Annotated in this window: 11 protein-coding genes; 9 read left to right on the top strand and 2 right to left on the bottom strand. The window is 59.4% G+C overall.

From position 1 onward, the window contains the following. Positions 1–24: 24 nt before the first annotated feature. Entirely contained in the window at positions 25–2412 is a 2388-nt protein-coding gene (locus COA55_RS15740) for an acyl-CoA dehydrogenase (RefSeq protein WP_290502916.1), read from the bottom strand. A gap of 208 nt (positions 2413–2620) precedes the next feature. Here COA55_RS15740 and COA55_RS15735 point away from each other — a divergent pair, with 208 nt between their 5' ends. The 4 genes from COA55_RS15735 to COA55_RS15720 all read left to right on the top strand — a co-directional run bounded on the left by COA55_RS15735 (position 2621) and on the right by COA55_RS15720 (position 6087). Then, the gene (locus COA55_RS15735; protein WP_063537441.1) at positions 2621–3490 is read left to right on the top strand and encodes a tetratricopeptide repeat protein; all 870 of its coding nucleotides are present in this window, start codon (positions 2621–2623) and stop codon (positions 3488–3490) included. 348 nt (positions 3491–3838) lie between these two features. Further along, positions 3839–4177 carry a P-II family nitrogen regulator gene (locus tag COA55_RS15730; RefSeq protein WP_063518540.1) on the top strand — a complete coding sequence of 113 codons (339 nt, stop codon included), beginning with the start codon at positions 3839–3841 and terminating at the stop codon, positions 4175–4177. Positions 4178–4188: 11 nt separating this feature from the next. Further along, positions 4189–5475: an ammonium transporter gene (locus COA55_RS15725; RefSeq protein WP_290502915.1), complete on the top strand. Its 1287-nt coding sequence runs from the start codon at positions 4189–4191 to the stop codon at positions 5473–5475. 225 nt (positions 5476–5700) lie between these two features. Next, positions 5701–6087 (top strand): SCP2 sterol-binding domain-containing protein, encoded by a 387-nt coding sequence (locus tag COA55_RS15720; protein WP_007150082.1) that lies wholly within the window; start codon positions 5701–5703, stop codon positions 6085–6087. A gap of 101 nt (positions 6088–6188) precedes the next feature. Here COA55_RS15720 and mobA read toward each other — a convergent pair whose 3' ends face one another. After that, positions 6189–6746, bottom strand: a complete 558-nt coding sequence (gene mobA, locus COA55_RS15715; protein ID WP_290502913.1) for a molybdenum cofactor guanylyltransferase MobA — start codon at positions 6744–6746, stop codon at positions 6189–6191. Positions 6747–6875: 129 nt separating this feature from the next. Between mobA and COA55_RS15710 the strand changes: the two genes are divergently transcribed. From COA55_RS15710 to COA55_RS15690, 5 genes are all read left to right on the top strand, one after another. Next, positions 6876–8825 carry an ATP-dependent DNA helicase gene (locus tag COA55_RS15710; RefSeq protein ID WP_290502912.1) on the top strand — a complete coding sequence of 650 codons (1950 nt, stop codon included), beginning with the start codon at positions 6876–6878 and terminating at the stop codon, positions 8823–8825. Next, complete coding sequence (gene tsaB / locus COA55_RS15705) at positions 8822–9496, top strand: tRNA (adenosine(37)-N6)-threonylcarbamoyltransferase complex dimerization subunit type 1 TsaB (protein WP_290502910.1); 675 nt, start codon at positions 8822–8824, stop codon at positions 9494–9496. The genes COA55_RS15710 and tsaB overlap by 4 nt, the downstream gene beginning before the upstream one ends. Then, the gene (locus COA55_RS15700; protein WP_290502908.1) at positions 9493–9927 is read left to right on the top strand and encodes a thioesterase family protein; all 435 of its coding nucleotides are present in this window, start codon (positions 9493–9495) and stop codon (positions 9925–9927) included. The genes tsaB and COA55_RS15700 overlap by 4 nt, the downstream gene beginning before the upstream one ends. A gap of 109 nt (positions 9928–10036) precedes the next feature. Further along, positions 10037–10834, top strand: coding sequence for an undecaprenyl-diphosphate phosphatase (locus COA55_RS15695; RefSeq protein WP_290502907.1), 798 nt, complete (start codon positions 10037–10039; stop codon positions 10832–10834). Further along, positions 10831–11574, top strand: coding sequence for a class I SAM-dependent methyltransferase (locus tag COA55_RS15690; RefSeq protein ID WP_290502906.1), 744 nt, complete (start codon positions 10831–10833; stop codon positions 11572–11574). Before COA55_RS15695 ends, COA55_RS15690 begins: the two co-directional genes overlap by 4 nt. Positions 11575–11649 lie beyond the last annotated feature (75 nt).

The raw sequence follows: 11649 nt of genomic DNA, 5'->3' as shown, positions 1-11649 counted from the left end.
GATTGAAACTCCGTTTGGGCTAGGTTAATCCCTAGCCGTTGATGTCGCGCCCTTTACGGGCGTGTGGATTGAAACCGCTCGAATATCGCTGCGGGCCGCATCCTGCAGTTTTTCCAGCACGGTCTCGCCTTCCAGCTGACCTTTGCCTTCTGCCTTCAGGTAAGCAAGGAAGCCGGGCTCCACTTCCAACAGTTTGTTGAAGGTGGCTTCCACGCGGCCGATGGAATCCTCCGGATCCTGGGAGATATAGGCGGGTTCCGCCAGCGCATCACGCACCGAACTGGGTTCCATGATCATCTGCCCCAGAGTGCGTATCTGATCGTCGCTGGGTGCCTGGGCCTTGCAGGGGCGACCCAGCGGGAAGAACAGGCGCTTGAGCACGTGGCCGAGGCCAAAGAAACCGAAGTTGCGCGAGAACGCTTCCAGGGAGTCGTGGGCCCGGCTGAAGGCCAGCCGCAGCGCATAGTGCGCATGGGCATCGTTGGCCTCATCGCGGGGCAGGGTGGCGTGGTACTTGAGAATGGCACAGGCAATCAGCAGCTGGCTGTGCACATCACCCAGCCGGGCGGACAGCAGCTCGCGCCGCTTCAGATCGCCGCCCAGCAGCGCCAGGGCCATGTCCGAGACGCTGGCCAGTACCGCACTGTAGCGGCTGACCAGACGATACCAGGGCGCACTGAACGCGTCGGAATTACCGGGGGCATCAGACAGGTAGGGGCCCGCGAAGGCCTGCACGATGGCACTGCTGATATTGCCCAGCGTATGGCCTGCATGGGAGAAGAACAGGTCATCGAAGTCCTGCAGCCCCTGCTTCTTGTCTTCCGCCTGTATGGCTTGCAGTTCGTCATAGAGGAACGGATGGCAGCGCATGGCGCCTTGGCCGAAGATCATCAGTGAGCGGGTGAGGATGTTGGCCCCTTCCACGGTGATGGCAATGGGGGTGGACTGATAGGGCAGGGCCAGGAAGTTACGCGGGCCCAGCTGGATGCCGCGGCCACCGGCGATATCCATGCCGTGGTTGATCAGCTCACGCATCATTTCGGTGGCATGGTATTTGGCCATGGCGGTCACCACGGACGGTGCGCCGTCTTCCAGCGAACGGGTCACCAGATGGCGGTAGGCTTCCAGGGTGTAGGCCAGCGCCGCCACATCGGCGGACGCTTCCTGTACGCCCTCGAATTCGCCGACGGCCGTATTGAACTGGCGACGAATGCGGCCAAAGGCACCGGTCATCCGGTAGCCCATTTCGCCACTGGCGGTGGCCAGTGCAGGCAGGGAGACGCCGCGGCCGGCACCGAGGCATTCAATCAGCATGCGCCAGCCTTTGCCGGCCATATCCGGGCCGCCGATGATGGCATCGAGAGGCACGAACACATCCTTGCCATTGATGGGGCCGTTCATGAACGGGGAACCGGGGTAGTGCCGGCGGCCGATTTCCACGCCTTTGGTGTCGGCGGGAATCAGGGCGCAGGTGATACCGAGGTCTTCCTCATCACCGAGCAGTTTTTCCGGGTCATAAAGCTTGAACGCAAGCCCCACCACCGTGGCCACCGGGGCCAGGGTGATCCAGCGTTTGGCGAAGTTCAGGCGCATGCCCAGCACTTCCTTGCCGTCGATCTTGCCTTTGCAGATGACGCCGGTATCGGGAATGGCGCCGGCATCGGAACCGGCTTCCGGCCCGGTAAGGCCAAAGCAGGGAATCTCGTCGCCCTTGGCAAGGCCGGGCAACCAGCGGTCTTTCTGTTCCTGGGTGCCGTATTCCGCCAACAGTTCACCCGGGCCAAGAGAGTTGGGCACCATGGCGGTGACGGCGGCGGTGAGTGAGCGGGTGGCAATCTTGCTCATGATGCGGCTTTGCGCATAGGGCGAGAAGGCCTTGCCGCCGTACTCGGTGGGAATGATCAGGCTGAAAAAGCCCTTGTGCTTGAGGAAATCCCAGACCTCTTCGGGCAGGTCTCGCAGTTCGTGGAAGATCTGCCACTCATCAAGCATGTCGCACAATTGCACCACTTCGTTGTCGATGAAGGACTGCTCGTCATCGGTGAGCGTGGTGAACTGAATGTGAGCGAATTTCTCCCAATCCGGTCGGCCGGAGAACAGGTCGGCTTCGAACCAGGTGGTGCCCGCCTCGATGGCTTCGCGTTCGGTATCGCCAATGGCTGGCATGACTTTGCCCAGCGCGTTGTATACCGGTTTGGTGATGAACTTCTGTCGCAGGTCCACGTGGTTGAGCACGGTAACGCCGGCGGCGAGCAGAATCAGGGAAATGGGATGGAACAGCCAGGAAGCGAGGAAGCCGCAGAGCAGCCACACAATAACGAAAACGGCACTGCCAATGCCTCGGCTGATTTGCTGATAGAAGAGGGTCATCAGCGTGGCAATTAACAACACAATAGCCAATAGGCTAAGCATGGTGATCTCCTTTGCCTGGGTGGAATACCTTCCAGCATACGGGCGTTACCATGGAGAGCGCGTGAAACTGCCGCCAGGAACTTCAAACCGTACACCTGGCTTCAGTCTAACGCGCAGATGGCACAAGTTGCACAGGATTTAACCGGATTTAATCTGGATGATGCCTTACACTTGGCGCCACTTTTAATGCGTTTTCAGGAGCATAGCGTTGCAGCCGAACAGCCCTATCATTGAAGCCACAGAGCAGAATATTCAGCAAATCCTTGAACAATCCCAACAGATCCCGGTGATCGTGGATTTCTGGGCCAGCTGGTGCCAGCCCTGTCAGCAGATGGCACCGATACTGGAGCGGCTGGTCAATGAATACCAGGGCAAGGTGCTGCTGGCGAAAGTGAATGCAGATGAACAGCAAATGCTGGCCAGCCAGTTTGGTGTGCGCAGTCTGCCCAGCCTGAAGCTGGTGTATCAGGGGCAGCTGGTCAGCGAGCTGGATGGGGCACAGACCGAAGGCGCGTTGCGCCAGTGGTTGGCCCCGGTGGTTGATCCGGAAGCGGCACAACAACAGCAGGAAGAAGGGTTCATCGAGCAGGTGCGCATGGCCATTGAGGCGGGCCACACGGAGCAGGCGGAAGGCGCGTTACGGCAGACTCTGGAACAGAGCCCGGACAAGCATGCCATTCGTGCCCTGCTGGTGGAGTTGCTGTTGGGAGAAGGGCGCCTGGATGATGCCCAGTCGGTGCTGGCGCAAGTGACAGAAGATGCGGAACCGTTACGCCCGTTCCGGGCACGTTTCGCGTTGCTGGAGAAGCTGGAAGGGGCCGGGGAGAGTCTGACGGAGCTGTCTGCCCGTATTGCCGACAAGCCCACGCCGGAAGACCTATATGCCTACGGCTTGCAGGCCGCCGCAGCGGGGCAGTTTCAAGCGGGGCTTGAGGCGCTGTTGCAGCTGTTGCGTAACCACCGTGATTTTCGCGATGGCGTCGCCCGCAGTGCATTGCTGGAAGTGTTCGAATGCCTGCCCAAAGGCGATCCGCTGGCCAGTGAATACCGCCGCAAGATGTTCAACTACCTTTACTGAGTCTCCCGCCCAAGGGCAGCGGCCAGCTCCGTTGCCCTTTCTGTTCTGCTTTCTTGCCTGTCTTCTCTCTGCTTGCTTTTCTCTCTGCTTGGCGCTGGTGTGTTTTGGTGCGTACCGGCACGTCTTGTGCTGTTTGATCCGGGGGCATGCGCCAATTTAATGCCGTTGGCGCCCATCCATGGTGCATCTTTGTGGTGCGACGTTCTTTTGTGGTGCGCAATGAATAATGTTCACCGCTAACCGATTGAAATTGCGTGCACTATTTTGTGGCCTGATTCTTGAATGCTCCTTGTCGGTGCAAGTTTCCGGCACGTTTTGTGTTGGTGCATGAGGACGAGGAGATACCGAATGAAAATGCTGACTGCGGTGGTCAAGCCGTTTAAGGCCGAAGAGGTGCGTGATGCGCTGGCCCAGATTGGGGTGCAGGGCATGACGATTACCGAGGTAAAGGGGTTTGGACGCCAGAAAGGGCACACCGAACTGTATCGGGGGGCAGAGTACGTGGTGGATTTTGTTCCCAAGGTGAAGCTGGAGCTGGCGGTCCGTGAAGAGCAGCTGGACCAGGCGATCGAGGCAATCATGAAAGCGGCCGGCACCGGCAAGATCGGTGACGGCAAGATTTTCGTGACGGACCTGGAGCAGGTGATCCGTATCCGTACCGGTGAAACCGGCAGCGAAGCCATTTAAGGGGCCCGACGATGAAAAAATTGATAGCTGTATTGTTGATGTTGCCTTCGCTGGCGCTTGCCGATGGCCTGGATACCGGTGACAGTGCCTGGATTCTCACCGCCACCGCGCTGGTGCTGTTCATGACGCTGCCGGGCCTGAGTCTGTTCTATGGCGGCCTGGTGCGTGCCAAGAACATTCTGTCCGTTTTGATGCAGTGTTTTGCCATCACCTGCGCGGTGTCGCTGGTGTGGTTGATCTGCGGTTATTCCCTGGCCTTTTCCGATGGTGGAAGCATGAATGCCTGGATCGGTGGCCTGGATCATGTGTTCTTTTCCGGGATTACCCGGGAGACGCTGGAAGGCACCTTGCCGAAAAGCCTGCACGGGCTGTTCCAGATGACGTTTGCCATTATTACGCCAGCGCTGATCGTCGGCGCTTTTGCCGAGCGCATGCGCTTCGGGCCGATGCTGGCGTTTTCCGTGCTCTGGCTGCTGGGGGTGTATATCCCGGTGTGTCACTGGGTCTGGGGCGGCGGCTGGCTGGCTGACCTGGGGCTGTATGACTTTGCCGGTGGTACCGTGGTGCACATCACTGCCGGTGTGGCCGCGCTGGTGGCCGCCATGGTGCTGGGCAACCGAAAAGGGTTCCCGACCCAGGGCATGATGCCGCACAACATGACCATGACCGTGACTGGTGCCGGCATGCTGTGGGTGGGCTGGTTCGGTTTCAATGGTGGTTCGGCCCTGGCAGCCAATGGCGATGCGGCCATGGCCATGCTGGTGACGCACATTTCTGCCGCCGCCGGTTCGCTGGCGTGGATTACCATGGAGTGGAAAAAATTCGGCAAGCCATCCGCACTGGGCATTGCGACCGGTATGGTGGCCGGTCTTGGCACGATCACCCCGGCGTCAGGCTTCGTTGGGCCGGCCGCCGCGTTGGTGATTGGCCTGTCTGCGGGTGTGATCTGCTTCTACGCGGTGATCTTTATCAAGCACAAGCTGAAAATCGATGATTCTCTGGATGTCTTCCCGGTTCACGGGGTGGGCGGTATTCTCGGTACCCTGTTTGCCGGTATTTTTGCCTCCACTGAGCTGGGGCTGTTCTCCGGTTACGGCTTTGCCAAGCCCGAGTACACCATGCTGGACCAGCTGGGCGTCCAGGCGCTGGGTGTGGTGGCCACCTTTGTTTACACCGCGGTGGTGACCTGGGTGCTGCTTAAGCTGGTGGCCCTGTTTGCGCCGTTGCGTGTAGATGGCGACGAAGAGACACAGGGCCTGGATATTGCCCTGCATGAAGAGCGTGGCTACGACCTCTGATCGCCTGTTTGACGCTGATTTAAGGCGTTCGAAAAGCCCGGCATTTTGCCGGGCTTTTTTGTCCTATAAGGACACATCTGCGGCTATTGCCACCCCCTGAGCCTTTCTATAAGGTACGGGTAAGTTTCGAACGCTCGTTTGAATTGGCTAGCAGCAATAAAGCCTGTGCCAGCCCTGTGAAAGGGGGCGTCGAAGTCATATCGATAGGTTTAAGGAGAAACAAGAATGAGCCTGGAATTTCTGTCTGACGAGTGGTTTGCAAAAGTAAAAGAAATCCGTGATGGCGCGGGTAATGTTGAAGCGCCGGCAGCCCTGGCTGACCTGGTAATCAATATCACTGTGAATGCTGACGGTGGCGACAAAGAGCTGGCTCTGGTGGGTGGCATGATCGAAGAAGGTCATCACGCTGACGCTCCGACGACCATGATCCTGCCGGCCGACCTGGCCAAGCGCATCTTCATCGAAGGTGACCAGTCTGCGGGCATGCAAGGCTTCATGAGCGGCCAGATCCGCATTGAAGGCGACATGAGCAAGCTGATGGCGCTGCAAACTGCACAGCCTTCTGCTGATCAGGTAGCCCTGATGAAGCAGATCCAGGACGTGACCGCGTAATACTGCGTTTTCGTTCCATAACAATGCCCGCCTTGTGCGGGCATTGTTGTTTTGAAAGACGCAAACATGCAGCAAGCAACACGCTGCACGCCGGTTGCGTGTTATGTGCCTCTTGCGAGACGTTCGCTGTGATTCAGATTCTGTAACGGCGTGGCCACGGTCACTGGCTGAACACATAGCTGATCCAGCCAGCCGTGCGCACTGCGCTTGCCCGCATCCAGGTATTCGCTGAGCGAGTCTCGCCAAGGCTCGGCATACAGGGCCAGGCATAGCGGTTGCCGACGTAGCGGATCGTGGGCAACGCAAATATGCTCCATCGACGCCGCCGCCAACAAATCCTCAGTCATGGCCGTGGGCAGGGTCAGCAGGTCACAGGGCAGGCACAGGCACAGGCCGTGGGCTTCCCCCAGCGCGGCTTCCAACCCGGCCAGCGGTCCAGGAAAACCGTCGCGCCGATCCGCAACCACCTGATCGGCCCAGGCTTGATAGCGGTCAGCATTGCGATTGGCACTGATCACAATGCGGGTGGGGCGGGGGAGTAGATTATCGAGCAGGTGAGCGACCAGCGGCTTGCCATCCACCTCCACCAGTCCCTTGTCGGCACCGCCCATGCGTTGCCCCTGCCCGCCGGCCAGAATGATTAAGGTATATTCGACCATATTGCCTTCTCGTCTTGCTCTCGCGTTGGGTTCCGGGGGCGAATCGGCTATGCTCTGCGCGCGCGTTGGGCGATGCTGACAGCTTGTGTTTTGCCAGCCCCGAGTGCAGACACGTTTCAGGGACATTATGTGACTACCGCCCGTAATCATCTTACCGATTTAGCGCGCTTTGCGCCGCTCCTGCCTGGCTACCAGCCGCGGGAACCGCAGCTGGAAATGGCTGATGCGGTGGAAGACGTGATTGGCAGTGGTGCCACCCTGCTGGTCGAAGCGGAAACCGGCACCGGCAAGACGCTGGCTTACCTGGTGCCGGCACTGCTGTCTGAAGGCCCGACGTTGGTGTCCACCGGCACCAAGAGCTTGCAGGACCAGCTGTTCTTCAAAGACCTGCCCATGGTCAAGAAAGCCCTGAACCTGCCGAGAAAAGTGGCGCTGTTAAAAGGGCGTGCCAATTACCTATGCCCGTACCGGCTGGAGTTGCATCAGGAAGACGCCCGTTTTCTCACCCGTGAAACCGTAGGGCAGATGCAGATTGTGGCGCACTGGGCCGGGCGCACCCGTACCGGTGATATCGCCGAGCTGCAACAGATTCCGGAAGATGCGCCAGTATGGCCCTGGGTGACCAGTACCGCGGACAATTGCCTGGGAACGGAGTGCCCCCGCTATAACGAATGCCCCCTGATGAAGGCCCGCAAAGAAGCCCAGGAAGCTGACCTGGTGGTGGTGAATCATCATCTGTTCTTTGCGGATGCCGCATTGCGTGGCAATGGTGCGGCGTCTGAATTATTGCCCACCGCCAACACGGTGATTTTCGATGAGGCACATCAGCTGCCTGAAATTGCCGCGGCGTTTTTTGCGGACACCCTGAGCACACGGCAGATTCAGGAACTGGGCCGCGACAGCCTGTCGGAAGCCGGGCATACCGCAGCCGATCTGGCGGAGCTGAATCGCCTGGTTGCCGCCGTGGATAAAGGGGGCATGGACTTGCGTTTGAGCCTGGGTGACGGTGAGCGCCGTGAGCCCTGGACGGAAGTGGCCGAAAACAAGGCGGTGGTTGAAGCCGGGGAAGCTCTGCTGCAGGCCTTGCAGGAGCTGGACGCCTTCCTCGGGCCGCTGGCCAAGGCGAGCAGAGGCATGGACGCCTGTTCCCGGCGGGCTAGCGAACAGGTGGATTGCCTGGCGGCCTACCTGAAAGGCGGCCAGCCCAACCGGGTGTACTGGTTTGAGACGTTCAAACGTTCCGTGGTGCTGCACAGCACGCCGTTGTCTGTGGCCGCGCAGTTGCGGGCCCAGCGTGAGCGTCACCCCTGCAGCTGGATTCTTACCTCCGCCACCCTGTCGGTGGGCGGGCGCTTCGAACATATTCAACATCGCCTGGGGCTGGACGCTGCTCGCACGCTGCGCCTGGAAAGCCCCTTCGATTTCAAACGCCAGGCGGTGTTTTATGCCCCGGAAGGCCTGCCGGCCCCGAACGACCGCGAGTACACCGCACAGCTTACCAATGCCATGGTGCCGGTGATTAATGCGGCGAAAGGGCGCACTTTTTTCCTGTTTACGAGTCACAGAGCGTTACGCGAAGCGGCCGTTATCCTTCGCCAGAAGCTGGATTACCCTTTGCTGGTGCAGGGCGAGTCTGGCCGGCGTGAATTGCTGGAGGCATTCCGGGAGAAGGGCAATGCCGTGTTGCTGGGGACCAGCAGCTTCTGGGAGGGCATTGATGTCCGTGGTGAAGCGCTCAGTTGTGTGATCATTGATAAATTGCCTTTTGGCTCTCCTGGTGACCCGGTGGCGGCAGCGCGTATCGAGCACATTAACCGCAACGGCGGTAATGCGTTCCGCGATTATCAACTTCCCCAGGCGGTGCTGGCCTTGCGCCAGGGGGCCGGGCGGCTGATTCGTGATCCGAAAGACACAGGTTTACTGGTGGTGGCGGACCCGCGACTGTTAACGCGCAGTTATGGCAAGTTGTTCATCAACAGCCTGCCCAACATGACCCGCACCCGTAAGCTCGACGTGGTGCAACGGTTTTTTGATTATCTGGCCCGGCAGGGCCTGGAAGCGGAAAAGATGGAATCATGACGCGGATACTCGCACTGGAAACCGCAGGCGAAACCTGCTCGGTGGCGTTGCTGGACGATGGCAATGTGGTCGAACGTTTTGAACACGCGCCACGGCGACAGACCGAGCTGGTGCTGCCAATGGTTGAAGGGCTGCTGGCCGATGCCGGGGTCCGCTTGAAGGACCTTGATGGCATTGCCTTCGGCCATGGTCCGGGCGCGTTCACCGGCGTGCGTGTGGCTGCCGCGGTGACTCAGGGGCTGGCGTTTTCGGCGGATCTGCCCGTGGTGGGGATTTCCACCCTGGCGGCCTGCGCACTCAGTGCGCAGGCGATACAGGCGCACTCCCATGTGATTGCCTGTTTCGACGCACGTATGGGCGAGGTGTACCTGGGTGCCTATGAGTGTGAGGACGGCGCGGCCAATGCGGTTCTCAACGATGGCCTGTTTAACCCCGATGCCTTGCCGGATCTGCCGTCGGCGGACTGGATGATTGTCGGTTCCGGGCTGGTCTACCAGGACGCGCTGGTGGCGTCCTATGGCGTAAGCCGCTGCGTTATTGACGCCCACCCCCATGCGAAAGCGGTGGCGCAGCTGGCATTATCAGCATTCGAACGCGGAGAGGGTGTCAGTGCGGAGCTGGCACAGCCAGTCTATTTGCGAGACCAAGTGATTCAGGGAGCTGTACGATGATCAACTGGGACCTTCCCAATGTGCATGAGCTAACGGTGACCGTACCAGCCGAAGCCATTGATGTGATGGGGCATGTGAACAACACCGAGTACCTGCGCTTTATGGAGCAGATCGCCTGGCATCACACCACCGAACTGGGATTGGGCTGGGACCTGTATCAGAAGCTCAACCGGGGCATGGTGGCGCGCCACACCGAAGTGGATTATCTGGCGCCGGCCTTTGAGGGTGAAAACCTGAAAATCGGCACCTGGATCGTTCACAATGATGAGCGCATCAGTATTACCCGCCGTTATCAGATTGTGCGTGAATCCGATAGCCTGACCCTGCTGCGCGGTCGTACCCGTTGGGTGTGTGTGGCACTGGATTCCGGCAAGCCGCGGCGTATGCCCCCGGAGTTCCTGAAGGGTTATCAGATTACCGCTGACGAATAGAAAACGTTACGAGTGACGAGGAGCGAGTTTCGAAAACCAAACCGGTTTTGATGTTCGCTCCTCGCAACTCGTGACTCGTCACTGACGTTTCATTTAATAAGGATATTCCATGGATTGGTTTCAGGCTCTGGTTCTGGCTCTGATACAGGGGCTCACCGAGTTCCTCCCTATCTCCAGTTCCGCCCACTTGATTCTTCCATCACAGATTTTGGGCTGGCCCGATCAGGGGCTGGCTTTTGATGTGGCGGTGCATTTGGGCACCTTGCTGGCGGTGATGGTGTATTACCGCCGTGATCTGGTGGCCATGGTAGGCGGCGCTGGCGTGGCGGTGCAGCAGCGGCAAATGAATGATGATCTGAAGCTGGGGTTACTGGTGGTGCTGGCCACCATTCCGGCTGTGGTGTTCGGTTTTCTTGGTGATGATTTTATTGAACAGGAATTGCGCTCGGCGCTGGTGATTGCCATCACTACGTTGGTATTCGGGGCTCTGTTATGGGCATCTGATGCCTTCGGCAAGCGGGCGTTTTCGCTGGCCCGGTTGGGTATTGCCGGCGCCATTTTTATCGGCCTGGCCCAGGCGCTGGCGTTGATCCCAGGCACCTCGCGTAGCGGCATCACCATTACCGCGGCGCTGGCATTGGGGTATCGCCGTGAAGACGCGGCGCGTTTTTCCTTTTTGCTGTCCATACCGGTGATTCTGGGCGCGGGGCTGCTGAAAACCAAAGATCTGATCGAACAACAAATCGCGGTGGACTGGGCGATGATGGCCCTGGGTGTCGTGGTTAGCGCGGTGACGGCTTACCTGACCATTGTGTTCTTCATTCGCCTGCTGGAGCGCATCGGCATGCTGCCGTTTGTCATCTATCGGCTGATTCTGGGCGTGGCCCTGTTGTTCTGGCTGGCATGACCCTGAGTGGCTCTCTGGACACTGTGCTCGGTCTGTTACCCGGTTGCCCGTCAGGCTTGCCGGGTGCGCCGGTGGAAAACGAAACGCAGGCCTGTGCTCGCTCGCTCGAACTGGTGCTGGGCTGGCATAATGCGTGCCTGAGCCTGTGGCGTCCGCAGGGTAAGGAAACGCCGCTGACGGTTAGCTTCTGTGACGGAAAGCAGGGCTACCGGCTAACACCTGAGCGGGTGCGCCACGAGCGCCTGATCAAGGCGCTGGGCAAGCCCAAAGACGAGCGGATCCGCGTGCTCGATGCCACCGCTGGTCTCGGTCGTGATGCCGCGCTGATGGCGCAGGCAGGGTTTCAGGTGTTGCTGGCGGAACGTTCGCCGATTCTTCATGCCATGCTTGCGGATGGCCTGCAAAGAGCGCCTGCCGGCCTGGTTGCCAACATGCAGTTGCTGGCGTGCGAGGACAGCAGAACTACTGAGCCGCGGACTCTTCACGCTGTGTATCTGGATCCCATGTTTCCGGCTCGGGAAAAAAGTGCTGCGGTAAAGAAAGACTTGCAGTGGTTGCAACGGCTTTGTCCCTATCCGGATAAGGCTGAAGAGGAGCAGCTACTGGACTGGGCCCGCTCCCTTTCCCCCGCCCGCGTCGTCGTAAAACGCCCGGTAAAGGCGAGCTATTTGGCTGACATCGAGCCGTCGTTCAGCCAGAAAGGCAAGGCGGTGCGCTTCGATATCTATACGTGCACCTGAGCCAGCTCACTACTCCTCTCAGTAATCACGTCCCCACGACCGGTTCGCTAATACCCTGGCTTTATTCCCGGGGAT

The sequence above is a fragment of the Alcanivorax sp. genome (genome assembly GCF_002733835.1).
In the GTDB taxonomy this organism is placed as follows: domain Bacteria; phylum Pseudomonadota; class Gammaproteobacteria; order Pseudomonadales; family Alcanivoracaceae; genus Alcanivorax.
This window is presented reverse-complemented; position numbering and strand designations above follow the sequence as displayed.

What these genes read in the sequence shown, in the direction of transcription:
- COA55_RS15700 (WP_290502908.1), top strand. Translation starts at nt 9,493, where the DNA reads ATGATCAACTGGGACCTTCCCAATGTGCATGAGCTAACGGTGACCGTA.
- mobA (WP_290502913.1), bottom strand. Translation starts at nt 6,746, where the DNA reads ATGGTCGAATATACCTTAATCATTCTGGCCGGCGGGCAGGGGCAACGC.
- COA55_RS15695 (WP_290502907.1), top strand. Translation starts at nt 10,037, where the DNA reads ATGGATTGGTTTCAGGCTCTGGTTCTGGCTCTGATACAGGGGCTCACC.
- COA55_RS15740 (WP_290502916.1), bottom strand. Translation starts at nt 2,412, where the DNA reads ATGCTTAGCCTATTGGCTATTGTGTTGTTAATTGCCACGCTGATGACC.
- COA55_RS15730 (WP_063518540.1), top strand. Translation starts at nt 3,839, where the DNA reads ATGAAAATGCTGACTGCGGTGGTCAAGCCGTTTAAGGCCGAAGAGGTG.
- COA55_RS15725 (WP_290502915.1), top strand. Translation starts at nt 4,189, where the DNA reads ATGAAAAAATTGATAGCTGTATTGTTGATGTTGCCTTCGCTGGCGCTT.
- tsaB (WP_290502910.1), top strand. Translation starts at nt 8,822, where the DNA reads ATGACGCGGATACTCGCACTGGAAACCGCAGGCGAAACCTGCTCGGTG.
- COA55_RS15690 (WP_290502906.1), top strand. Translation starts at nt 10,831, where the DNA reads ATGACCCTGAGTGGCTCTCTGGACACTGTGCTCGGTCTGTTACCCGGT.
- COA55_RS15720 (WP_007150082.1), top strand. Translation starts at nt 5,701, where the DNA reads ATGAGCCTGGAATTTCTGTCTGACGAGTGGTTTGCAAAAGTAAAAGAA.